This window comes from Methylobacterium sp. PvR107 (assembly GCF_017833295.1).
Classification (GTDB): domain Bacteria; phylum Pseudomonadota; class Alphaproteobacteria; order Rhizobiales; family Beijerinckiaceae; genus Methylobacterium.
On sequence record NZ_JAFIBW010000001.1, the window covers coordinates 4,767,724 to 4,789,354 of the forward strand.

At 68.9% G+C, this 21,631-nt stretch carries 21 protein-coding genes and 1 tRNA gene; 8 read left to right on the forward strand and 14 right to left on the reverse strand.

Annotated elements, in window-relative coordinates:
- Window positions 1-44 precede the first annotated feature (44 nt).
- Complete coding sequence (locus JOE48_RS22500) at window positions 45-545, forward strand: hypothetical protein (RefSeq protein ID WP_210035995.1); 501 nt, start codon at window positions 45-47, stop codon at window positions 543-545.
- A 31-nt stretch (window positions 546-576) separates the two neighbouring features.
- Here JOE48_RS22500 and JOE48_RS22505 read toward each other — a convergent pair whose 3' ends face one another.
- Complete coding sequence (locus JOE48_RS22505; RefSeq protein ID WP_210033005.1) at window positions 577-1,353, reverse strand: EAL domain-containing protein; 777 nt, start codon at window positions 1,351-1,353, stop codon at window positions 577-579.
- 113 nt (window positions 1,354-1,466) lie between these two features.
- Here JOE48_RS22505 and JOE48_RS22510 point away from each other — a divergent pair, with 113 nt between their 5' ends.
- Entirely contained in the window at window positions 1,467-3,668 is a 2,202-nt protein-coding gene (locus JOE48_RS22510; RefSeq protein WP_210033006.1) for a 3-hydroxyacyl-CoA dehydrogenase NAD-binding domain-containing protein, read from the forward strand.
- 157 nt (window positions 3,669-3,825) lie between these two features.
- Here JOE48_RS22510 and JOE48_RS22515 read toward each other — a convergent pair whose 3' ends face one another.
- The 3 genes from JOE48_RS22515 to JOE48_RS22525 all read right to left on the reverse strand — a co-directional run bounded on the left by JOE48_RS22515 (window position 3,826) and on the right by JOE48_RS22525 (window position 8,561).
- Window positions 3,826-4,695 carry a 3'-5' exonuclease gene (locus tag JOE48_RS22515; RefSeq protein ID WP_210033008.1) on the reverse strand — a complete coding sequence of 290 codons (870 nt, stop codon included), beginning with the start codon at window positions 4,693-4,695 and terminating at the stop codon, window positions 3,826-3,828.
- 72 nt (window positions 4,696-4,767) lie between these two features.
- Window positions 4,768-7,200, reverse strand: a complete 2,433-nt coding sequence (gene ligA, locus JOE48_RS22520; protein WP_210033010.1) for an NAD-dependent DNA ligase LigA — start codon at window positions 7,198-7,200, stop codon at window positions 4,768-4,770.
- A 65-nt stretch (window positions 7,201-7,265) separates the two neighbouring features.
- The gene (locus tag JOE48_RS22525; protein ID WP_312893347.1) at window positions 7,266-8,561 is read right to left on the reverse strand and encodes an MFS transporter; all 1,296 of its coding nucleotides are present in this window, start codon (window positions 8,559-8,561) and stop codon (window positions 7,266-7,268) included.
- 128 nt (window positions 8,562-8,689) lie between these two features.
- Here JOE48_RS22525 and JOE48_RS22530 point away from each other — a divergent pair, with 128 nt between their 5' ends.
- The 3 genes from JOE48_RS22530 to JOE48_RS22540 all read left to right on the forward strand — a co-directional run bounded on the left by JOE48_RS22530 (window position 8,690) and on the right by JOE48_RS22540 (window position 10,646).
- Window positions 8,690-9,388 carry a 4'-phosphopantetheinyl transferase family protein gene (locus tag JOE48_RS22530; protein ID WP_210033012.1) on the forward strand — a complete coding sequence of 233 codons (699 nt, stop codon included), beginning with the start codon at window positions 8,690-8,692 and terminating at the stop codon, window positions 9,386-9,388.
- Between the two features lie 84 nt (window positions 9,389-9,472).
- Window positions 9,473-9,549: transfer RNA gene (locus tag JOE48_RS22535), tRNA-Pro, on the forward strand.
- Window positions 9,550-9,572: 23 nt separating this feature from the next.
- Window positions 9,573-10,646, forward strand: coding sequence for a hypothetical protein (locus JOE48_RS22540; protein ID WP_210033014.1), 1,074 nt, complete (start codon window positions 9,573-9,575; stop codon window positions 10,644-10,646).
- A 9-nt stretch (window positions 10,647-10,655) separates the two neighbouring features.
- On the opposite strand, the gene tgt is transcribed toward JOE48_RS22540, so the two are convergent.
- Window positions 10,656-11,792 carry a tRNA guanosine(34) transglycosylase Tgt gene (tgt, locus tag JOE48_RS22545; protein WP_210033016.1) on the reverse strand — a complete coding sequence of 379 codons (1,137 nt, stop codon included), beginning with the start codon at window positions 11,790-11,792 and terminating at the stop codon, window positions 10,656-10,658.
- Window positions 11,789-12,853 carry a tRNA preQ1(34) S-adenosylmethionine ribosyltransferase-isomerase QueA gene (queA, locus tag JOE48_RS22550; RefSeq protein WP_210033018.1) on the reverse strand — a complete coding sequence of 355 codons (1,065 nt, stop codon included), beginning with the start codon at window positions 12,851-12,853 and terminating at the stop codon, window positions 11,789-11,791. Before queA ends, tgt begins: the two co-directional genes overlap by 4 nt.
- Before the next feature lie 98 nt (window positions 12,854-12,951).
- Here queA and JOE48_RS22555 point away from each other — a divergent pair, with 98 nt between their 5' ends.
- The 3 genes from JOE48_RS22555 to JOE48_RS22565 all read left to right on the forward strand — a co-directional run bounded on the left by JOE48_RS22555 (window position 12,952) and on the right by JOE48_RS22565 (window position 14,768).
- Window positions 12,952-13,200, forward strand: coding sequence for a hypothetical protein (locus tag JOE48_RS22555; protein WP_210033019.1), 249 nt, complete (start codon window positions 12,952-12,954; stop codon window positions 13,198-13,200).
- 323 nt (window positions 13,201-13,523) lie between these two features.
- Window positions 13,524-14,411, forward strand: a complete 888-nt coding sequence (locus JOE48_RS22560; RefSeq protein ID WP_210033020.1) for a cation diffusion facilitator family transporter — start codon at window positions 13,524-13,526, stop codon at window positions 14,409-14,411.
- A 138-nt stretch (window positions 14,412-14,549) separates the two neighbouring features.
- Window positions 14,550-14,768, forward strand: coding sequence for a hypothetical protein (locus JOE48_RS22565; protein ID WP_210033021.1), 219 nt, complete (start codon window positions 14,550-14,552; stop codon window positions 14,766-14,768).
- Between the two features lie 43 nt (window positions 14,769-14,811).
- On the opposite strand, the gene JOE48_RS22570 is transcribed toward JOE48_RS22565, so the two are convergent.
- The 8 genes from JOE48_RS22570 to JOE48_RS22605 all read right to left on the reverse strand — a co-directional run bounded on the left by JOE48_RS22570 (window position 14,812) and on the right by JOE48_RS22605 (window position 21,478).
- Window positions 14,812-16,068: an SfnB family sulfur acquisition oxidoreductase gene (locus JOE48_RS22570; protein WP_210033022.1), complete on the reverse strand. Its 1,257-nt coding sequence runs from the start codon at window positions 16,066-16,068 to the stop codon at window positions 14,812-14,814.
- Between the two features lie 38 nt (window positions 16,069-16,106).
- The gene (sfnG, locus tag JOE48_RS22575) at window positions 16,107-17,222 is read right to left on the reverse strand and encodes a dimethylsulfone monooxygenase SfnG (protein WP_210033023.1); all 1,116 of its coding nucleotides are present in this window, start codon (window positions 17,220-17,222) and stop codon (window positions 16,107-16,109) included.
- 213 nt (window positions 17,223-17,435) lie between these two features.
- Window positions 17,436-18,194, reverse strand: a complete 759-nt coding sequence (locus tag JOE48_RS22580; protein ID WP_210033024.1) for an SURF1 family protein — start codon at window positions 18,192-18,194, stop codon at window positions 17,436-17,438.
- On the reverse strand, window positions 18,191-18,565 hold the full coding sequence (locus JOE48_RS22585) for a DUF983 domain-containing protein (RefSeq protein WP_210033026.1): 375 nt from the start codon (window positions 18,563-18,565) through the stop codon (window positions 18,191-18,193). The genes JOE48_RS22580 and JOE48_RS22585 overlap by 4 nt, the downstream gene beginning before the upstream one ends.
- Window positions 18,566-18,715: 150 nt before the next feature.
- Window positions 18,716-19,579: a cytochrome c oxidase subunit 3 gene (locus JOE48_RS22590; RefSeq protein ID WP_210033028.1), complete on the reverse strand. Its 864-nt coding sequence runs from the start codon at window positions 19,577-19,579 to the stop codon at window positions 18,716-18,718.
- A 156-nt stretch (window positions 19,580-19,735) separates the two neighbouring features.
- On the reverse strand, window positions 19,736-20,347 hold the full coding sequence (locus JOE48_RS22595) for a cytochrome c oxidase assembly protein (RefSeq protein ID WP_210033029.1): 612 nt from the start codon (window positions 20,345-20,347) through the stop codon (window positions 19,736-19,738).
- A gap of 10 nt (window positions 20,348-20,357) precedes the next feature.
- The gene (locus JOE48_RS22600) at window positions 20,358-20,522 is read right to left on the reverse strand and encodes a hypothetical protein (protein WP_192706855.1); all 165 of its coding nucleotides are present in this window, start codon (window positions 20,520-20,522) and stop codon (window positions 20,358-20,360) included.
- Between the two features lie 5 nt (window positions 20,523-20,527).
- Window positions 20,528-21,478 carry a heme o synthase gene (locus tag JOE48_RS22605; protein WP_210033030.1) on the reverse strand — a complete coding sequence of 317 codons (951 nt, stop codon included), beginning with the start codon at window positions 21,476-21,478 and terminating at the stop codon, window positions 20,528-20,530.
- Between the last annotated feature and the right edge of the window lie 153 nt (window positions 21,479-21,631).

Below are 21,631 nucleotides of genomic sequence, written 5' to 3' on the forward strand. Positions count from 1 at the left end.
GGCCCGTACTGGGGCCGGACGATAAATCGATGGGAGACAAGCCCTTGAACCGCCTGATCGCGACGCTCTGCCTGGGCGTCACACTGAGCCTGCCGGTCGCTGCCCGCGCCGACGAGGCTGCGGACCGCGTCGCCGCGGCCTCGACCCTCGTCAACAAGACCCTGATCAAGAATCTTCAGACCGGGTTCAACGTCGCTCTGGAGAAGACCGTCGCGCCGATGCCGGAAGCTCGCGCCGAAGCGGTCCGCAAGGAACTGACGGCCGAGTTCGACAAGCAGCGCGGCATCATGATCGAGGGGCTCTCGAAGGATTACGCCGAGAAGTTCAGCCTCGCCGAGCTGAAGCATCTCGATGAGATCTATTCCGATCCGACCTATCTCAAGTTCCAGACGATGAACGCCGACCCGAACTCGTCGGTGACGGCAATCTCGCAGAACTCGGTCACCAAGCTGCTCAACATGCTGGCCGTGGCCTCGGCGACCGACAATTCGCCTCAGCCGGGTCAGCCGCCCGTGCCGCCGGCCGCGGCGCCGGCCCAGAAGTAAGACGATGCAGGCCGCGCGCGCCCCGTTGGCCTCAGGCCGCGCGCGCGGTCATCGGGGTGAAGCCCGCGACCGGAGGCAGACTCTCCAGCAGGGGCTTGGAGAAAAGATACCCTTGCACGAGCGTGATCCCGAGGCCGCGCAGGGCGTCGAGTTCCGCCGCGGTCTCGACCCCCTCTGCCAGCACTGTCACGCCCAGGGCCTGGGCGATCGCGACCACGCCCGAGACGATCGCGTGGCGGGCGGCATCGGCGTCGAGGCCGCGCAGCAGCTCCATGTCGATCTTAATCAGGTCGGGGCGGAAATTTGCCAGGAGACTCAGACCCGCGAAGCCGGCGCCGAAATCGTCGAGCGCGGTGAGAAAACCCTGCTTCCGGTAAGCGGCGACGATGCGCTTCACATGCGCGATGTCGCGGAAGCGCTCCTGCTCGGTGAACTCGAACATGATGCGCTGGTGTGCGAAGTCGACCCGGCGCGCAGCGTCCAGGGATGCGCGGATGCAGGCGTTCGGCTCGTAGACGGCGTTCGGCATGAAATTGATCGACAGCCGCGTGCCGCTCTCTCGGGGGAACAGGCGGCCGGCGAGCTCGATCGCCTTGACGCGGGCGGCCTGATCGAACTGGTAGCGGGTCTCATCGGTCACGCGATCGAGGATCGTGTAGGCCGGCTCGCCGTTGAGGCCCCGCACCAGCGCCTCGTAGGCCCAGACGGACCCGTCTGCCAGGTCGAGGATCGGCTGGAAGGCCATCGTGAAATCGAAGCCGAGTTTGGTGCCGGCGCGGCAGGCGCGGCATCCGGTGTCCTTCGTCATGTGCAGCGTCCGTCGGTACCCCCCGGCTGGATGACCCTGGACGTACACGCTCTACACAACCTTAACGTGGCCGCGTTGGTATCCCGCTGACGCTTTCCTGGGAGGACGGCACCGTGACGCTGACCGATTTCCGCTTCGAGACCGATCCCGACGGCATCGCGCTTGCGACCTGGGACATGCCCGGTCGTTCGATGAACGTGATCACCGAAGGCGTGATGGACCAGCTCGAGCAGATCATCGAGCAGGTCGCCTCCGATCCGGCGATCAAGGGCTGCGTCATCGCCACCGGCAAGGACAACTTCTCCGGCGGCGCCGACCTCACCATGCTGCAGGGCCTCGGCCGGGCCTATGAGCAGCTGAAGGCCGAGCAGGGCGAGGAGGTGGCGATGCGCCACTTCTTCGAGGCGTCCCGGCGGCTCTCGCTGCTGTTCCGCCGCCTCGAGACCTGCGGCAAGCCCTTCGCGGCGGCGATCCAGGGCCTGTGCCTGGGCGGCGCCTTCGAGCTGGCGCTGTCGTGCCATCACCGGGTCGCGTCCGACGACGGGAAAACGCGGGTCGGCCTGCCGGAGATCAAGGTCGGCCTGTTCCCGGGCGGCGGCGGTACGCAGCGGGTCGCCCGGCTGATGCAGACCGGCGACGCGCTGCAGATGCTGTTCAAGGGCGAGCAGATCCGCGCGCCCATGGCGAAGGGCATGGGGCTGATCCACGCCGTGGCGCCGCAAGCCGAGATCGTCGAGCGGGCCAAGGCCTGGATCCGCGAGGGCGGTTCGGCGGTGGCACCCTGGGACGTGCCGAAGTTCAAGGCGCCGTCCGGCAAGGTCTACTCGCCCGCCGGCATGATGATCTGGCCGCCGGCCAATGCCATCTACCGGCGTGAGACGCACGACAATTACCCGGCCGCCAAGGCGATCCTGGCCTCCGTGTACGAGGGCCTCCAGCTGCCGATGGACCTCGCCTTGCGGGTCGAGAGCCGCTACTTCGCCCACATCCTGCGCTCGACCGAGGCGGCGGCGATGATCCGCACGCTGTTCATTTCCATGGGCGAACTGAACAAAGGCGCGCGCCGGCCGAAGGATGTGCCGGCCACGAACCTCCGCCGTGTCGGCGTGATCGGTGCGGGCTTCATGGGCGCGGGCGTGGCCTATGTCACCGCACAGGCCGGTATCGAGGTGGTGCTGGTCGATCAGTCGGTCGAGGCTGCCGAGAAGGGCAAGGCCTATGCGCATGCGCTCATCACCGGCCAGATCAACAAGGGCCGTGCCAAGACCGCCGATCGTGACCTGCTGCTCGGCCGCATCACAGCAACGGCGGATTACGCTGCGCTGGCAGAGTGCGACCTCGTCGTCGAGGCGGTGTTCGAAGACCCCAAGGTCAAGGCCGAGGTGATCCAAAAGGTCGAGGCGGTGATCCGTCCCGACGCGATCTTCGCGTCCAACACCTCGACACTACCGATCACCGGGCTGGCCAAGAGCTCGCAGCGGCCGGCGCAGTTCGTCGGCATCCATTTCTTCTCGCCTGTCGAGAAGATGATGTTGGTCGAGATCATCAAGGGCGAGGCGACCGGCGACGTGGCGCTCGCCACCGCCCTCGACTACGTGCGGCTGATCAAGAAGACCCCGATCGTCGTGAACGACGCCCGCGGCTTCTTCGCCAACCGCTGCGTCGGCGCCTACATCCTCGAAGGCCACAAGATGCTGGCCGAGGGCGTGCCGCCCGCGATGATCGAGAGCGCCGGCCGTCAGGCCGGCATGCCAGTCGGTCCGCTCTCGCTCAACGACGAGGTCGCCCTCGACCTCGTGCTCAAGATCGCCAAGGCTACCGAGGCGCAGGTGGGGCAGGGCGCCGTCGACCCCGCCCAGAAGGCGATCCTGTCCGAAATGGTCGAGCGTCAGGGCCGACTCGGACGGAAGAACCGCAAGGGCTTCTACGACTATCCCGAGGGCGCGCCGAAGCGTCTCTGGCCCGGCCTGAAGGACCTTCAGCCGAGCCGGCTCGACCCGGATGCTGTCGATTTCCACGAGCTGAAGCAGCGGCTGCTGGTGGTGCAGGCGCTGGAAGCCGCCCGCACGGTGGGCGAGGGCGTGGTCACGGATCCGCGCGAGGCCGATGTCGGCTCGATCCTCGGCTTCGGCTTCGCACCGTTCACCGGGGGCGCCCTGTCGTATATCGACTTCATGGGCACACCAGCGTTTGTGGATCTCGCCCGCCGGCTCGAGGCTAAGCACGGTCCCCGCTTCCACGTCCCGGACAACTTGTCCGCCATGGCCGAGCGTGGCGGCACCTTCTACGCGGAGGCCGAGCGGCGCGCCGCATAAGGCCAATCTGCCGGATGCCCCGCGGGGGCGTCCGGCAGCCGCACAGACTGCTTCAGAAGGGCGGGGACAGTGGGGCTAAGCGCACCGGCCGCGCCATTCGATGGCCCCGCTCCCGGTCGGCAGGATCGCCGCCATCTCGTACGCTGTCAGCGGCGCCTCAGGCCGCTCCGACAGCCCGCACCTTCCCGCCGAGCATGCGGGCCAACAGCACCACATCGGAGGCGTTGTCGGAGAGAAGGTCGGTGATGTCGCCGACTTCCAGCGCCTTCACGTGGCGGCAGCGCATGCCGTAGCGGCCAGCCGTGCAGGTGCAGCGCAGTTGCGGACCGCCCGGTCGCTCTTCGAACGCAACGTTGTAGCGATTACCGGTCGATCCGCGCATGGTGAAGCTCAGCGCCGCGGACGCTGCCGGGAAGGCCGCCAGAGCCCGCCCGCTGATCCCTCCGGGGTCACGGCGGGGCAGGGCAGGGCCGCCCGTCGCCCGCGTGATCGGCAGGCCGATGGTTGCCGCGAGACCGTGGACATCCGCGGCCTCCCTGTCGCGCATCGCCGCGAGGGCGATCTCCGCGCAGGCATAGGCGTCCTCTCCGGCATCGTGATGCTCGAAGCGGATGCCGAGGCGTCGCGCCACCTTGCCGAGCCCGCAACCCTCGGGCGCCGGGAACACCCGCCGCGCCACTTGGACGGTGCAGAGATAAGAAAGATCCGGCACTGGCAGTTCAGCCCGCCCAAGACCGGCGCGCAGGACGCCGATATCGAAGCTCGCGTTGTGAGCGAGGATGAGCCCGCGGGCGAGGTCATCGAGGTACGGCGCCATCACGACGCCGAAGCCCGGTTTGTCGGCGACGTTGGATGGCAGGATCCCGTGGACCCGGATGTTGCCTGGCGCGAACCGCATCTCGGGCGGCCGGATCAAGTGCGATTCCCGGCGCACCACCCGGCCGTCCGCGATCCAGGCGAGACCGACCGCGCAGGCGCTGTCACGCCGTTCGTTGGCCGTCTCGAAATCGAGGGCCAGGACCGTCATCGGAGGTCAACCATGGCGGGCGGGAGTTCTCGGGGTGTTCCCCGAGAGGTCTAGGCTTCCGAGACTCCGGCTTCAACCCTGCGCGACCATCCCGAGCCAATCGTCTTCCGAGACCACCCGCACGCCGTGCTTCTCGGCGTCCTTCAGCTTCGACCCGGCCCCCGGCCCGGCGACGACGAGGTCGGTCTTGGCCGAGACCGAGCCTGAGACCTTGGCACCGAGGCGCTCGGCCACAGCCTTGGCCTCGTTGCGGGTCATCTTCTCCAGCGTGCCGGTGAAGACGACGGTCTTGCCCGCGAAGGTGGAGGCCGCAGCGGCCCGCTCCATCGGCTCGACCTCGATGAAATCGAGCAGGGCCGAGACCGCATCGGCGTTGTGCGGCTCGGAGAAGAACAGCAGCAGTGCATCGGTCGCCACCGGGCCGATCTCTCCGTCATCTGCGAAGTGCCGGTAGGCATCCCCGGGGCTCTGCTCGGCGGCCCGGGTCAAAGCGGCGCGCACGGCGTCGGCATCGCCATAATGCGCGAGCAGATTCTCACGCTGCACGGCGCTCAGGCGGGCACGCTCCTTGACCGGCGTCGCGGTCTCATCTGGAAAGCCGAGATCGAGCAGGCGATCCCGGGTCGTTCCGCCGACCCGCGGGATAGCGGTCAGCTCAACCCAGTCGGGGCCCGGCTGTGCGGATGACGCCGCGCGGATCGCCGCGATCAGCGCCGGCATGTCGGGAAAGCGCTTGGACAAAGCCTTGGCGGTCGCCTCGCCGATCTGCGGGATGCCGAGGGCGAAGAGCAGGCGGTTCATCGGAACCCGGCGGCGCGCCTCGACGCCGGCGAGCAGGTTCTTGATCGCCTTGTCTTCCTCCTCGCCCTTCTTCTTGGCGACCTTCTTGGGCGGCTCGGCCGCTCCGGATCCCGCCCGCCGCTCGGCCGACAACGCCTCGCGCCGCGCCACGATGGCGGCCTTCAGCTTCTCGAAATCGAGCCGGAACAGGTCGGCCGGCTGGCGCACGAGCCCGGCCTCGAACAGCACCTCGATATAGGTCTCGCCGAAGCCCTCGATGTCGAAGCCGTTGCGCGACACGAAGTGCTTGAGCCGCTCCATCCCTTGGGCCGGGCAGATCAGGCCGCCGGTGCAGCGGCGCACCGCATCGGCACGGCCGGTCCGCGGATTGATCGCGCGCACGGCGCGGCTGCCGCAGGCCGGGCAGGTCTCCGGGAAGGCGAAGGGTTGCGAATCGGCCGGACGCTTCGACAGATCGACATCCATGACCTTCGGGATCACGTCACCCGCCCGAACCACCGTCACCGTGTCGCCGACCCGGATGTCTCGGCCGTCGCGGATCGGTTCGCCGTCCGCGCCGACACCCTTTACGTAGCCCTCGTTGTGCAGGGTCGCATTGGACACGACCACGCCGCCGACAGTCACCTGCCTCAGCTTGGCCAGCGGATTCAGCGAGCCGGTGCGGCCGACATTGATGACGATGTCCTCGACGACCGTCGTCGCCTCCTGCGCGGCGAATTTGTGAGCGAGCGCCCAGCGCGGCGAGCGCGAGACGAAGCCGAGCCGCTTCTGGAGGGCGAGGTCGTCGACCTTGTAGACGACGCCGTCGATGTCGTAGCCGAGCCCGGCCCGGTCCGCCTCGATCCGGCGGTAATGCGCGAGCATCGCCTCGGTGTCGGTGAAGGTCTCGGTGAGCGGGTTCACCGGCAGGCCCCAGGACGCGAAGCGCTGCAGCACACCGGACTGCGTCACCGCGACTGGCGCCGAGAGCTCGCCCCAGGCATAGGCGAAGAACTTGAGCGGCCGGGACGCGGTAATCCCCGGATCGAGCTGGCGCAGGCTGCCCGCTGCGGCGTTGCGCGGGTTGGCGAAGAGCGGCTTGCCGGCGGATTCCTGGCGGGCGTTGATCGCGGCGAAGTCGGCGTGGGACAGGTAGACCTCGCCGCGCACCTCGCAGATCTCCGGCCATCCGGACCCGGCGAGCGCCGCCGGGATATCCTGCACGGTGCGGGCGTTGGCGGTGACGTTCTCGCCGACCTCGCCGTCGCCGCGGGTCGCTGCGGTGTCGAGGCGCCCGTTCACATAGCGGAGCGACAGGGACAGGCCGTCGATCTTGGGCTCGGCGGTGAACGCGAGGGGGGTCTCGTCGGGCCAGCCGAGGAAGCGGCGCACGCGGGCGACGAACTCGGCCACCTCCGCGTCGTCGAAGGCGTTGCCCAGCGACAGCATCGGCACCGCGTGCCGCACCTTGGCGAACTTCTCGGACGGCTTGGCGCCGACTGAGGCGCTCGCTGCACCTGTCCCGGCGAGATCCGGGAAGCGGGTCTCGATGTCCTCCAGACGCCGCCGCAGACGGTCGTATTCCGCGTCCGAGATCTCGGGCGCGTCCTCTTGGTAGTAGAGCCGATCGGCCTCAAGGATCGTCTCGGACAGGCGTGCATGTTCGACGCCCGCCTCCTCCGCGGTCAGGTCGAGATCGGGCGTTTCGGATTTCACGGCGGCCATGATGGGCTTTTAACGCATCGCGGGCGCACCGGGAGCCGGCGGTGGGTCGGCATCCCCGGTTTCCCTCACCCGCGGGGGCTGAGCAGATCGCCGCGGCTGATCATTCGGGCCGCCGCCACGAACACGAACGCCACGAAGGCGGCCGCGGCCGGAAGCGGCAGGACTGGAGCGAGCCAGCCGGCAAGAGTCGTCCCGGCGACGGAGCCCAGATTCATCGCCGCCATGTAGACCTCGAACTGCGTGGCCGCCCCGGCGCGTCCACGGCTGGCCTGCAGCAAGGCTGGCATCAGTGCGACGATCAGCAGACCCGGCAGCATGTCGGTGAGTGCAAGGATCATCGGCCCGGCCGGTCCCACAAGGCCTGCGCCGATCATGACGCCCGCCAGCGCGAAGGCGGCGGCACTGGCAAGCAGAAGTGCGCTCAGTGGCCGGACCGCGCCGGCTTTGTCCGCCCAGAGCCCGATCGCCAGCGCACCGGCCGTACCGCTCGCCAGCGTCAGCCCCGCCTGCAGACGCGAGAGGGCGGCGGGATCCCAGCCTTGGCGTTGGAGCAGATCGACCGAGAAGGGCAGCTCGAACAGGCCGAGCACCCCGTCGAGCGCGAAGCAGAGGGCGAGGAGCCGCAGGGCCCTGGGGCGCCGCAGGGCGGTGCCCAACCGACGCAGGAAGCGACGGAAGGGCAGACGCCGCGGCACCGGCCCGCGTCGGCCCGGCGCGGCGAACGCATCGCCGGGCGCCTCGCGGATCAGCAGCATCGGCAGGCTCGCCAGTACGGCCGCGGCGAGCAGCCAGCGCGCGCTCGCGGCGAGTCCGGCCGTGGCGAGCGTCCAGGAGAAGATCGCCGCGCTGAGGCTGGTGCCGGCCACGAAGCCGGCCCGCGTGCAGGCACTGACCCGGCCGAGTTCCAGAGCCGGAACATGGTCCATGATCATGCGGTCGCAGGCGGTATCGAGGAGCGAGGCGAACAGGCTGTGCGCCAGGAAGATCAGCCCCAGCAGGCCGACCTGATCGGGTCGCGCCAAGAGAAGAAGCGCGAGCGTGGCGTGAGCGCCCAGGATCGCCGCAACGGCGAACGGGCGGCGCCGTCCCATCCGGAAATCGCCGGCCCGGTCGATCACCGGCCCCCAGAGAATAGGCTGCAGGGTCCAGGGCAGACCCGCGAGGGCGAAGTGAGACCCGACCTCCGCCGCCGAGACACCGCGCGCCGCGAGGTGATTGGCGAGCGCGGTCAGTGAGAAGCCGGCGATCAGACCCTGATACAGATAGGTCGCGAAGAAGACGCTGTAGCGGGCGCGGCGTGTAGCCAGGCTCGGCAGCGTCCAGGCGGCGCTGCGGATCAGAGCGTCCGACGGGGTGCTCACGTCCCGCGGCCCTTGCCGGCCAGGCGTGGGACGACGATGCTCCTCATCCCGCTCTCACCGGACGCGTCCCCCGTGCCGCCTCACTACGACGACGTTAGCCCCTGCCCAGCGCCGCGGCGAGGCGTCGCGTGAGCGCGGCCATCGTCTGGATCGTCGATCTCGCCGTCTCTCCGGATCGGCTCGACCTGTGCTGGACCGTGCTCGACCGATCCGAGCGCGACCGGGCGGATCGCTTCCTGCGGCCGGTCGATCGGGCGCGCTACGTGGCGAGCCACGCCGCACTCCGGCGGATCCTCGCCGAACCGCTCGACTGCGATCCGGCCGAGATCCGGTTCGCGGCCGGATCGGGCGGCAAGCCGGAGCTTGCCGGATCGGCGCAGGGCGCCCTGAATTTCAACCTGTCCCATTCTGGAGAGCGTGCGCTGATCGGCCTTGCTCCCACGGCCGCGATCGGGGTCGATGTCGAGTTGATCCGGCCGATTTCGGACGCGGGACAGATCGCGCGGACGCATTTTGCCGCCGATGAGGCGTCCTCGTTGTTGGCCCTGCCGCCGGACGAGATCGAGCGCGTGTTTTATGGTCTCTGGACCCGGAAAGAAGCGGTGGTGAAGGCGCACGGCACGGGCCTGTCGCTACCCCTCGACCGCTTCAGCGTCACCCTGCCTCCTTCGCCGCCGCGCCTGCTGCGGTGGCCGGGCGCGGGCGGATGGACGCTGGCGGAGGTTAAAGTCGGCCCCGGCTATGCCGCGACGGTCGCGGTCCGGTCCGCCCAAGCGGAGGTGACGTCGCACCGGCTGACGGCGGATTGGCCGGATGATCTGAGCTGAATCCCGCAAGAGCGTGCTTGCGGCCCGGGAAAGGCACGGCTATACACCCGCTCGCCGGCCCTGGCGGACACGCAGGTCGGCCTTCGGAGTGTAGCGCAGTCTGGTAGCGCACCACGTTCGGGACGTGGGGGTCGCAGGTTCAAATCCTGCCACTCCGACCAAGATTTCCCGCCAGTCTCAGCAGATGGATCAAAGCGGCTCATCCGGGTCGACGGGCACGCCTGCGCCCGACACCGTAGCGGCCTCGGCCGCCGATTGGTCCACCTTCGCACGCACCCTCATCGGCTGCGCCGCCCTGGTCGGCCTGGCTTCGGTCGCCTTCATCGCCATGCTCGATCCCTACGGCCTGCGGGCCGCGCCGGGACGGCCGCCGGGGCCGATCATGGACACCAACCAGCGGCTCTCCTATCCACAGATCGCCCGCGGCGGCCGGATCGACGCGGCGGTCTTCGGGACTTCGACGTCGCGCCTGCTCGATCCCACCGCCCTTGACGCCGCGTTCGACGCGCGGTTCGCCAACCTGGCGGTGAACGCCGCGACCCCCGACGAGCAGATCCGCCTCGCCGACCTGTTCCTGGCGCGCCGGCCGGTGCGGGCAATCCTGTTCGGGCTCGACGTCACGTGGTGCGCCGCCGATCCGCCGGCGCGGACCGCCAACGCGTTCCCGGACTGGCTCTACGCGGAGGGCGCGCCGTGGGGCATGCTGCGGCAGGTCAACCTGCGTTCCGCCACCGTCGCGGCGCAGGCCGGACTCGCCCGTCTCGGCCTCGCGCGTCCCCGCATTCGCCGCGACGGCTACGCGGTCTTCACGCCGCCGGAAGACCGCTACGATCCGGAGCGGGCCCGCGCCCATATCGGCGCCGGCGCCGCCGACCCGGCCGCGAAAGCCGACGCGCCGGACGATCTTATGCCGGCCCTCGCCCGGCTGGACGTATTCCTCGACCGCGTACCGGCGGAAGCGCTGAAGCTCGTCGCCTTCATGCCGGTGCACGCTGTGGCCCAGGGCGCGCCCGGCACGCCCGCCGGCCGGCGCGAGGCGGCGTGCAAGGCGCGGGTCGCGGCGATCGGTGCGCGCCGCGGCGCGGTGGTGGTGGATTTCCGCCGCGTCTCGCCGCTCACGACCCGGGACGCGAATTACTGGGACGCGCTCCATTACCGGCTGCCGGTGGCGGCCGGAATTGTGGCGGATCTCAAAGCCGCAGTGACGACGGGCGCGGACGATCCGGACGGCGTCTACCGAGTGCTCGCGCATCCCTGACGCGAACGCTCAGGCGGCGGCGCGCTCCGCCCGTGCCCAGCCCTCGCGGGTCTCGGCACAGTAATCCGCATACCGGCCCGCGCGGATCGCGGCCCGGGCGCCTTTCATCAGGTCCTGATAGTAGGCAAGGTTGTTCCAGGTCAGCAGCATCATGCCCAGGATCTCGTTCGACCGGACGAGGTGATGCAGGTAGGCCCGGGAATAGTCCCGCGCTGCCGGGCAGGTCGAGGCCTCGTCGAGCGGCGCCGTGTCCTCGGCATGGCGCGCGTTGCGCAGGTTGACCCGTCCATGGCGGGTATAGGCGAGGCCGTGGCGGCCGGCGCGGGTCGGCATCACGCAGTCGAACATGTCGATGCCTCGGGCGACCGCGCCCAGGATGTCGTCCGGCGTGCCGACGCCCATCAGGTAGCGCGGCTTGGCCTGCGGCAGGTGCGGCTCCACGGTCTCGATCATGGCGAACATCACAGCCTGCGGCTCACCCACCGCGAGGCCGCCAACCGCGTAGCCCTTCAAGTCGAGCTCGGTCAGGGCGCGGGCGCTCTCGACCCGAAGCGCCGGCACATCGCCACCCTGCACGATCCCGAACAGCGCCCGGCCGGGCTGCTCGCCGAAGGCGACCCGGCAGCGCTCGGCCCAGCGCAGCGACAGGTGCATGGCCTTCTCGATCGCCGTGTGATCCGCCGGCAGGCGGACGCATTCGTCAAGCTGCATCTGGATGTCGGAGCCCAGAAAGCCCTGGATCTCGATGGAGCGTTCCGGGCTCATGTGGTGGGCGGTCCCGTCGATATGCGAGCGGAAGGTCACGCCCTGCTCGTCGATCTTCCGCAGCGCCGAGAGCGACATGACCTGGAAGCCGCCGGAATCGGTCAGGATCGGCCTGTCCCAATTCATGAACCGGTGCAGGCCGCCGAGCCGCTCCATGCGCTCGGGGCCCGGGCGCAGCATCAGGTGATAGGTGTTGCCGAGCACCACGTCGGCGCCGAGCTCGCGGACCTGCCCGGGATACATCGCCTTGACGGTCGCGGCCGTACCGACCGGCATGAAGGCCGGCGTGCGGATGATGCCGCGCGGCGTCGCGATCTCGCCGGTGCGCGCCGTGCCGTCCTGCGCCAGCAGGGTTAAGCCGAAGGAGACGGGATCGGTCATGGGGTTTCCGCGCCGGGACCCGGGAAGAGCAGGCTGGCGTCGCCGTAGGAATAGAACCGATAGCCGGCCCGGATCGCGTGCGCGTAGGCCGCGCGCATCGTCTCGAGTCCCGAGAAGGCCGAAACCAGCATGAACAGGGTCGAGCGCGGCAGGTGGAAGTTCGTCACCAGGGCATCGATCGCGCGGAAGCGATAGCCCGGGGTGATGAAGATGTCGGTCGGGCCGGAAAACGGCGCGAGCGTGCCGTCCGGGTGGGCGGCGCTCTCGAGCAGGCGCAGCGCCGTGGTGCCGACCGCGACGATCCGGCCGCCGGCGGCCCGGGTGGCGTTGAGCGCCTCGGCGGTGGCCGCGTCCAGCTGCCCGATCTCGGCGTGCATCCGATGCCCGTCGGTGTCCTCGGCCTTGACGGGCAGGAAGGTGCCGGCGCCGACATGCAGCGTGACGTGGTGGCGTCGCAGGCCGGCCGCGTCGATATCCGCCAGGAGCGCCTCCGAGAAATGGAGGCCGGCGGTCGGTGCGGCCACCGCACCGGGATGCCTTGCGTAGACCGTCTGGTAGTCGGTGACGTCGCGCGCGTCGGTGGCGCGCTTGCCGGCGATGTAAGGCGGGAGCGGCAGGGCGCCCTCGGCCGCGATGGCGACGTCGAGGTCCGGGCCGGCCCGGTCGAAGGCGAGCACGATTTCGCCGGCCTCGGCTTTCTCGACCACCGTGGCCATCAGTTCGCCGAAACGCAGCGCATCCCCGGGGCTCAGCCTCTTGGCCGGGCGTGCGAAGGCGCGCCAGCGGTCGGCCGCCTCGCGCAGGTGCAGCAGCACCTCGGTCCGCTGACCGGGTGCACCGGGGCGGGTGCGCACGCCGTTGAGCCGGGCCGGGATCACCCGCGTGTCGTTGAACACCAGAGCATCGCCGGGCCTGAGGGCGCCGGGCAGGTCGCGCACGAATTGGTCGAGCGGAGCCTCGCCGGGACGCACGACCAGCATCCGCCCAGCATCACGAGGCTCGGCCGGACGCAGGGCGATGCTGGTCTCCGGCAGGTCGAAATCGAACAGGTCCACGCGCATCGCCGGCTGCCTGCACCAGGCGGCACCGGGTTTCAACCGCGGAACCGGTTTGAAGCCCGTCCGTTTCACGCCTCACCGAGACACGAGACGCTTCCCCGATGCCCTGGTTCGCCGTGCGCCCCCGTGACGAAGCCGATCCTCGGTGGCCTCTGCCCGGGACGGCGGAGATCGTCCTCAAGGCCGAAGATCCGGACGAGGCTCGGGACAAGTTTAGGACGGCCTATCCGAGCCAGCCCTTCGGAAGCCCGGCGGTGCCGGTGCCCGATGCCGGGGCCGGCAGCTTCCGCAACGATCCGGACGCGCTGCTCGTGTCGGAGACGGGCGAGCCGCCCGCCGAGCGGGGCTAAGGCAATGACAATGGCGGGACGGCCGCGCAGAATCACCCTGGACGGGCAGCTCCTCGGTTACTGGGAGCGCGAGGCTGAGCGGCTGGACGGTCTGGCCGAAAGCGCACGCTTTGCGTGGCAGCGCCGCCGCTACCTGCGAAAGGCCGAGGCCGCGCGCGCCAAGGCGCAGGTAAGTCGCGCGCGCGAGGCCGCTCGCGATCCCGCGTCGCGCGACCCAAAGGCTTAGCCGAGGCTAATTTCTATTCGACAGCGTCGAACCTTTGCCGTGGCCTTGGCCGCCGCTGTTCCCGTATGGGCCCGTCGACACCCGCTCGGCAGATCCCATGGACCGCACCCAGAAAGCCGCCCTGCTCAGCGCCGGTATCGGCCTCGCCGTCACGGCCCTGAAGTTCTACGCCGCGTGGCTCACCGGCAGTCTCGCGCTGTACTCGGACGCGCTGGAGAGCATCATCAACGTGGTCGCGGCGATCGGCGCCTTCGTGGCCCTACGGGTCGCCGCACGCCCGGCCGACGAGGATCACCCCTACGGCCACCACAAGGCCGAGTTCTTTTCGGCTGTGATCGAGGGTGCGCTGATCGCCGTGGCCGCGCTCATGATCCTGCGCGAAGCGTATTTCGGGCTGCTCGCGCCCAAGCCCCTCGATGCGCCGGCCATCGGACTGGCGATCAATGTCGGAGCGAGCATCGTCAACGCCGTCTGGGCGGTCGCCTTGATGCGGTGGGGCCGCCGGTGGCGTTCCCCGGCTCTCATCGCGGACGCGCGCCATGTCTTCGCAGATGTGGTCACGTCCGGCGGGGTTCTCGTCGGCGTCGGTGCCGTCGTGCTCACCGGCTATGCGATTCTCGACCCTGCCGTAGCCGGTTTGGTCGCCCTCAATATCCTGTGGTCAGGTTTCCGCATGGTGCGCGAATCAGTCGACGGCCTGATGGACCGGGCTGCCCCCGCCGAGATGGTTTCGGAGATCCGCGCGCTCATTTCGCGCCATGGCGAGGGAGCCCTGGAAGCTCACGACGTGCGGACCCGATCGGCCGGACAGGCGACCTTCATCGACTTCCACCTCGTGGTGCCGGGCGCGATGACGGTCGAGGATTCGCACGCCATCTGCGACCGGCTGGAATCGGCGCTCGAGACGACGATTCCCGGGGCGGTCGTGACGATCCACGTCGAGCCCGGCGAAGAGGCGAAGGCGCGGGGCGTGCCCGTCCTCTAGCGGCACCGTCATGCGACATGGGTAGGGTCCGCCGCCGGCAACGTCGCTATCGCCGCCCGGACCTACGTCCAAACCGCTGCGCGGGTACCGCATGATCAGCAACAATGCCCGCACTATGCCGGGCGCGACCTACCTGCCGTGGGCCGGCTGATCATCGACGGCAGCGCGGCCGTCAGCGACCAGTCGGCCCAAACCCTGATCGTGGTGCAACTGCTGGACCTGTGCGACGGGCCAACCCTGTATCTGAATGCCAATCACGACGCGGACAGCGTGCCGGTGCCGAAGAGCGTCGGGCCGGTGAACGGGAAGATCCTGCTGACGCAGCGACGACGCGGGGCCTTCCGCGCCGCCTCGTGATTTAAATCTCCGGCGCGCTTCGGCGCCGCGTGACGGTCCTGCCTCAGCTCCAGGCGTGGAGCGGCGGGGTCACGCCGTTCAGGGCGTAGTTGCCGATGATCGCATATTTCCAGCGTACTGGATCGTGCAGCGTGTGCGTGCGGGCGTTGCGCCAGTGCCGGTCGAGATTCTCGGCCGCCAGCGTCGAGCGGGTGCCGGACAGCTCGAACAGCTTGTTGGCGGCCGCCAGCGCGACCTCGGTGGTCAGAACCTTCGCTTCGGCCACGGCGAGCTGCGCCGCCGCCACGCTCTCCGCGCTCGGCTGGGTCACCGCCGCGTCGAGGGCAAGACCGGCCCGGTCCAAGAGCGCCTCGGCGGCGTGCTGGCGGATGGTGAGGTCGCCGATCGCCTGGATCGTGTAGGGATCATCGGAGGCGCGCTCCAGACCGCTGTCGATCCAGGGGCGTGCCTTTTCGCGGACGAACCGGACCGTGTCGTCCAGGGCCTCCCGGCCGATCCCGGCATCGACCGCTGCCTGGATGATCTGGAACACGGCCCCGTCGGCGGTGGGCGTCTCATACCCCTTCCAGGCCGGGACCAGATGGGTCCTGGGCACCCGCACATCCTCGATCAGCACCGTGCCGCTCGCCGTGCCCCGCTGGCCGAAGCTCGACCAATCGTCGATGACGGTGAGCCCCGGCGCGTCCCGTTCGGCGATGACGTACCAGGCACGCCCCTGATCATCGAGGGCGACGATCGGCACGAGATGCGCGAGGAGTGCCCCGGTGGCGTAAAATTTCTGGCCGCGCACCACGACGTGGTCGCCGTGATCAGTGAAGCGGGTGTCGAAATCGGCCGCCCGCTTCGTGGCCCGCTCGGAGAAGGCGTTCCCGAACCGCGCGCCGCGCAGGACCTCGCCGAACAGGAGATGCTTCTGCGCCTCGTCCGACACGGTCCGGATCGCCGCCACGATGCCCAGATGGTTCTGGGCGATCTGCGCGATCGCGGGATCGGCCGCCGCGATGAGAGCGATGACGGCGGCGAGCGTTCGGTAGGAAAGCTCCGGACCGCCATAGGCGCGCGGCACGTTGATCGACCATAAGCCGCTCTGGGAAAACGCGTCGAGCTCGGCGAGCGGCCGGACCGCATCCCGATCGCGCTCGGAGGCGCCGGCTCTGAAATCCGCGGCGAGGCGCTGAGCGACGGCGAGGGCCTCCGACTCATCACGGATCACGTGGGCGGGGGAGGGCGGACGCGTGGGACCGGGTGCGCCCGGGTGGCGCTGTGGTTCGAGCGTGCGGGCATCGACGGCGATGTTCATGGCGGCTCCGACAGACAAGTGGCTTCAGCGTCGGCCGGTCAGGCCGCCTCGGCGCGCTTCTCGCGCGCGGCTTCGAGGGCGCGGACCCGCGGAATGACGTGCTGGCCGAAATACGCCACGTCCTCCTGGAAATGCAGGAAGGCGAGCAGCGCGAGGTCGGCGCCGGCATCCTTGAGGGCCAGGATGCGCTCGGCGATCTGGTCGGGCGTGCCGATCAGGTTGGTCTTGAAGCCGTCATTGTACTGGACGAGATCCTCGAAGCTGGATTTCGCCCAGTTGCCCTCGCCCTCCGGCGAGGCCTTGCCGGCATTCTTCACCTCGTGGCCGAAGGCCTTCACGGCATCCGGATCGGCGTGATCGATGATCTCCTGCAGGACCGCCCGGGCCTCTTCCTCGGTCTCGCGCGCGATCACGAAGGCGTTCACGCCGATCCGCGGATGATTGCCGGTCTCAGCCGCCTTGGCGCGGATGTCGTCCACCTGGAGGCGGATGTTCTCCGGCGTGTTGCCGTTGGTGAAATACCAATCGGACACCCGGGCTGCCATGTCGCGCGCCGCACGCGATGACCCGCCCTGGAAGATCTCCGGCAGCGGCTCCAGGGGCTTCGGCTTCAGCGTGTAGTCGCTGTAGCGGTAGAAATCGCCGCGGAAGGTGAAGCTGTCCTGTGTCCAGATCCCGCGCAGGCTGCGGATGAACTCCTCGGAGCGGCGGTAGCGCTCGTCATGATCGAGCCACGGTTCGCCGATCGCCCGGAACTCGCCCGAGAACCAGCCCGACACGATGTTGACCGCGATCCGCCCCCCGCTGAGCTGCGAGATCGTGGCGATCTGCTTGGCGGCGAGCGTCGGGTTCCAGGGCCCCGGCAGGATCGCGGCAATCACCTTCAGCTTCGATGTGGCCGCCAGCAGGGCATGGCTGAAGGCCACGGATTCATGCTGGTACTCGGCGCCGTAGCCGGCCGTGAACCGGATCTGGGTCAGGCCGTAATCGAACCCGGCCTCCTCGGCGATCTGCGCGAGGCGACGGTTGTACGCGCCGTCCCAGCTCGTCCGCTGCGGGATCTTGCTGATCACGAGCCCGCCCGACACGTTGGGCACCCAGTAGGCGAAGCGGATCGGCTCCCGCGGGATTTGGTCGGCGGAATGGCTGGTCATCCGGCGTAACCTATGATTGCACGACGTCGGCGCGCCGTGTTCTCTTCGGATGATCGCCGCAAACTGAATACACTATGCAGCCTGCGGTCGATTGCTTTAGAACACCGAAAGTATTCAGCCGCGATCGTCGCAGGTCAAAGGAATACGATGCTTTTTTAACCCGGCAACAGGCGACACTTTTCTGCCGTGTGGGGTGCCGGCCGCAGATTTGTCCTATGCAATCCGCGGTGCGTCGGTTTCGTGAAGGCGGCGCCACGCGAAGACCGAGAAGACCGCAATCAGGCAGCCCGCCAGGCCGAACCACGTGAATGCGTATTGCAAGTGGTTGTTGGGCAGGTCGACCCGCAACTGGCCGCCGCGCGGCCACGTGGTCTGGCCGGGAACCGCGTCGGCCTCGATCAGGTAAGGCGCGACATCGGCCAAGCCCCGGGCGGCCGCGATGCCGGGAACATCGCGGTTGAACCACTCGCCGCGCGCGGGGTCCGGCGTAGGCACGAACATCGTGCGGACCTCGCTGGCGCGCAGGATCCCGGTGACGGTCGTCGGCCCCTCGATCAGACCATCGCGCCGGTCGGCCACGGCCTTGAGCTCCGTCGGCACGAAGCCGCGATTGACCAGCACCGTGCCGCCATCGGCGCGCGCGAACGGCGTGAGGACGTAATAGCCCTGCAGGGCGCGGCCGGGCGTCTCACCCGCGGCGAGGCCGTGGACCAGTGTCTCGCGGTCGTTAAGGAACCGGCCCGAGACACGGACGTGGCGGAACTCGTCCCGGGCTTCGTTCCACGCATCCGGAGCCGGCGGCGCCACGGGCTCCGCCCGGCTCTGCCGCAGGATCCGGGCGATCAGATCCTCCTTCCAGGCCTTGCGCTCGAGCTGCCACGTCCCGAGGCCGAGGAGAATCGACAGGGCAACCAGGGCGGCCAGGCCCGGCGCGACGAGGGCCCGCCACGCAGCGCGTCCAGATCCGATCACGGCTCGAAGCGCCCCTGCTCGGCCTTGTTGCTGTATTGCAGCGCGACCAACATGCCCTTGAGCGGCCGGACCAGGATCAGGCTGAGACCGATCGACAGGGTCCCAGCCACAAGCGCGTGAACCCAGATTGGCGGCTCGTATGTGATTTCCATCCAGAGGGCGAGGCCGACCACGATCAGGCCGACGATCGACATCACGAAGAAGGCCGGACCGTCCGCGGAGTCGAAACTCGTGTAATCGAGCCCGCACGCCTCGCAGGACGGGCGCAACGTCAGGTAACCCTTGAACAGATGGCCCTCGCCGCAGCGTGGGCAGCGACCCCGCAAGCCCGTCGGGATCGGGGGCGGCGGCGCATAATGTCGTTGATCCACGGGCACACTCCAGACCGGACCGGGGACGCCGCGAACACGCAGCATCCGGGCCCTCCACCGCGATATGGGGATTCACGGCGGCCGGATACGAAAAAGGGCGGCCGGAGCCGCCCTTCGCAAACCCGCCATGCAGCGGCGGGATGGATCGCCTCAGTGGGCGCCGCCGCCGTGGAAGATGCCAGAGCCCCACACGTAGATGGCGGCGAACAGGAACAGCCACACGACATCGACGAAGTGCCAGTACCAAGCAGCAAACTCGAAGCCCAGGTGCTGGCGCGGGGTGAACTGGCCTGCATAGGCGCGGAACAGGCAGACGGCCAGGAAGATGGTGCCGATGATGACGTGGGCGCCGTGGAAGCCCGTCGCCATGAAGAAGGTCGACGAGTAGATGCTGCCCGAGAAGCCGAACTCGGCATGGCTGTACTCGTAAGCCTGGCAGGCGGTGAACAGCACGCCGAGGACGATGGTCAGCCACAGGCCGTACTTCAGGCCCTTCCGATCGCCGTGGAGCAGGGCGTGGTGGGCCCAGGTGACCGTCGTGCCGGAGGTGAGCAGGATCAGCGTGTTGAGCAGGGGCAGGTGCCAGGGATCGAATGCCTCGATGCCCTTCGGCGGCCAGACGCCGCCAGTAAACTCGACACGGGAGGCCTGGATCGGGTCGGCGGTGTAGAGGGCAGCCTCGAAATAGGCCCAGAACCACGCGACGAAGAACATCACCTCGGAGGCGATGAACATCATCATGCCGTAGCGGTGATGAAGCTGGACAACGCGGGTGTGATCGCCGGAATTGGCCTCGTGCACCACGTCCTTCCACCACGAGAACATCGTGTAGAGGACGCCGACTGCACCGGCACCGAAGATGTACGGGCCCGGAGTCAGGGTGCCGATCTGGAGGCTCTTCATCCAGAAGACGGCGCCGAACGCCATCAGGAAGCCCGAGAAGGCGCCGATCAGTGGCCACGGACTCGGATTCAGGATGTGAAAGTCGTGATTCTTGGCGTGCGCCTCGGCCATCGTCCCGTCGCTCCTCACCCTCGCGCCCCGCGCCGTTCCCGGCTTCCGGCCTGTCGCTTGCTCTTGGCAGACTTGTTGGCCGGGCGCGATACGGACCGCACCCAAGCTTGTCCGCACGTGTAGTCGGTGCGAGCCCGTCTTGTCACGGGTCCGCGATCAGAAATCCCGCTTCGTGCCCGTAGAACCGGAATTCGCCACGGCGGCCGTCACCGGCTGACCGTTTCTCGAAGCGAAGTACGTATAGGACAGCGTCATCTCCGAGAGATGCGCGGTGTTGGAATCGTCGCGGACCGCCGGATCGACATAGAAGACCACGGGCACGTCCAGAGTCTCGCCCGGCTGCAGCGTCTGCTCGTTGAAGCAGAAGCAGGCGATCTTGACGAAGTAGCCACCCATCAGGCCGGGCTGGACGTTGAACGTCGCGACGCCGGTAGACGGCTTGCTGCCGGTGTTCTGCACCCGGAAGAAGACGGTCTTGGTCTCTCCGAGCTTCGCCTCGATGCTGTTCGCCTCGGGCGCGAACTTCCAGGGCAGCCCCGGCGCGACGTTCGTGTCGAAATGCACGACCATGCTGTCGTCGGTGTGCGCCGCCGAAGCCGCGAGTGCCGGCCCCTGGCGCGGCGTGCCGTCGTAGCCGGTGGCCTTGCAGAAGGCGTCGTAGAGCGGCACCGACGCGAAGGCGAGGCCGATCATGCCGACGGCGAGCCCGGCGCAAGCGAGCGCGGTCCGTGTTGCGCCGCGGGCGGGATCGGGACGGGATGCGGTCATCGCGACCTCTTCAGAGCGGCCGGCTGAGGATCTGCGGCCCGAGCTTGACGATCGTCAGGACGAAGAACAGCAGGACCCAGGCGCCGAGCGCCAGGGCGATCGCCACCGAGCGCTTCCGGCGGCGTGCCTCCTCGGCGGGGGTCAGCGGGCGGTACTGGACGTCGGGCTCGGGCATGGCGATCAGCCCAGGACCGGACGGAACAGCCCGAAGCTCTGCTCGGCCAGCAACGCCGAGAACAGTGCGAACAGGTACAGGATCGAGAAGCCGAACATGCCCATGGCTGCACGCTTCTCGGCCTCGCCCTCGTTGTTCCGGAGCACCCGGATACTGAAGGCGATCATGCCGAGGCCGCCAACGAGGCCGATCACCGCGTAGAGCAGACCGCCGAATCCGAGCGCGACCGGCGCCAAGCCCAGCGGTGCCAGGAACAGCGAGTACCACACGATCTGGCGGCGCGTGGAGGCCGGGCCAGCGACGTTCGGCATCATCGGGATGCCGGCGCGGGCGTACTCGTCGGCCTTGATCAGCGCCAGAGCCCAGAAATGCGGCGGCGTCCAGATGAAGATGATCGCGAACAGGATCAGCGACTCGATGCCGACGGAACCGGTCACGACCGCCTGGCCGATCACGGGCGGCAGGGCACCGGCGGCGCCGCCGATGACGATGTTCTGCGCGGTCGCCCGCTTCAGCCACATCGAGTAGATCACCGCGTAGAACACGATGGTGAAGGCCAGCAACCCCGCGGCCAGCCAGTTCGCCGTCAGCCCGAGCACCAGAACGGAGGCAACGGAGAGGAACAGGCCAAAGCCAAGGGCTTCCTCCGAGGTGATCCGGCCCGACGGGATCGGCCGGGTCGCGGTGCGGCTCATGACGGCGTCGATGTCGGCGTCCCACCACATGTTGAGGCAGCCCGACGCACCGGCACCGATCGCGATGGCGAGGAGCGAGATCGCGCCGATCGCCGGCTGCACATGGCCCTGCGACACGACCATGCCCACGAGCGCGGTGAAGATGACCAGCACCATCACCCGCGGCTTCAGCAGGGCGAAATAGTCCGGAACGTCGCCGCCGGCCGCCGAGAGGGCGGGAGCCGGGACGTCCGGTCCGATGCTGTTCGTGAGGCTTGTCATCGCGTCTGCCGCTGCTGTGCCGGCGCCCGGCCGCGCGCGTCACGGCCGAGTCGTCTCTCGAAATCGACTTGTTCCAAGGGTGGGCGCGCGCGTTTCGTGCGGCCCGGGCGTATCGCCCTTATCGCTCGCCCTTGCCGGGAGGTCGGGATCCGG

What these genes read in the sequence shown, in the direction of transcription:
- tgt (WP_210033016.1), bottom strand. Translation starts at nt 11,792, where the DNA reads ATGACCGATCCCGTCTCCTTCGGCTTAACCCTGCTGGCGCAGGACGGC.
- sfnG (WP_210033023.1), bottom strand. Translation starts at nt 17,222, where the DNA reads ATGACCAGCCATTCCGCCGACCAAATCCCGCGGGAGCCGATCCGCTTC.
- JOE48_RS22605 (WP_210033030.1), bottom strand. Translation starts at nt 21,478, where the DNA reads ATGACAAGCCTCACGAACAGCATCGGACCGGACGTCCCGGCTCCCGCC.
- JOE48_RS22590 (WP_210033028.1), bottom strand. Translation starts at nt 19,579, where the DNA reads ATGGCCGAGGCGCACGCCAAGAATCACGACTTTCACATCCTGAATCCG.
- JOE48_RS22600 (WP_192706855.1), bottom strand. Translation starts at nt 20,522, where the DNA reads ATGCCCGAGCCCGACGTCCAGTACCGCCCGCTGACCCCCGCCGAGGAG.
- ligA (WP_210033010.1), bottom strand. Translation starts at nt 7,200, where the DNA reads ATGGCCGCCGTGAAATCCGAAACGCCCGATCTCGACCTGACCGCGGAG.
- JOE48_RS22555 (WP_210033019.1), top strand. Translation starts at nt 12,952, where the DNA reads ATGCCCTGGTTCGCCGTGCGCCCCCGTGACGAAGCCGATCCTCGGTGG.
- queA (WP_210033018.1), bottom strand. Translation starts at nt 12,853, where the DNA reads ATGCGCGTGGACCTGTTCGATTTCGACCTGCCGGAGACCAGCATCGCC.
- JOE48_RS22515 (WP_210033008.1), bottom strand. Translation starts at nt 4,695, where the DNA reads ATGACGGTCCTGGCCCTCGATTTCGAGACGGCCAACGAACGGCGTGAC.
- JOE48_RS22595 (WP_210033029.1), bottom strand. Translation starts at nt 20,347, where the DNA reads ATGACCGCATCCCGTCCCGATCCCGCCCGCGGCGCAACACGGACCGCG.
- JOE48_RS22540 (WP_210033014.1), top strand. Translation starts at nt 9,573, where the DNA reads ATGGATCAAAGCGGCTCATCCGGGTCGACGGGCACGCCTGCGCCCGAC.
- JOE48_RS22505 (WP_210033005.1), bottom strand. Translation starts at nt 1,353, where the DNA reads ATGACGAAGGACACCGGATGCCGCGCCTGCCGCGCCGGCACCAAACTC.
- JOE48_RS22560 (WP_210033020.1), top strand. Translation starts at nt 13,524, where the DNA reads ATGGACCGCACCCAGAAAGCCGCCCTGCTCAGCGCCGGTATCGGCCTC.
- JOE48_RS22570 (WP_210033022.1), bottom strand. Translation starts at nt 16,068, where the DNA reads ATGAACATCGCCGTCGATGCCCGCACGCTCGAACCACAGCGCCACCCG.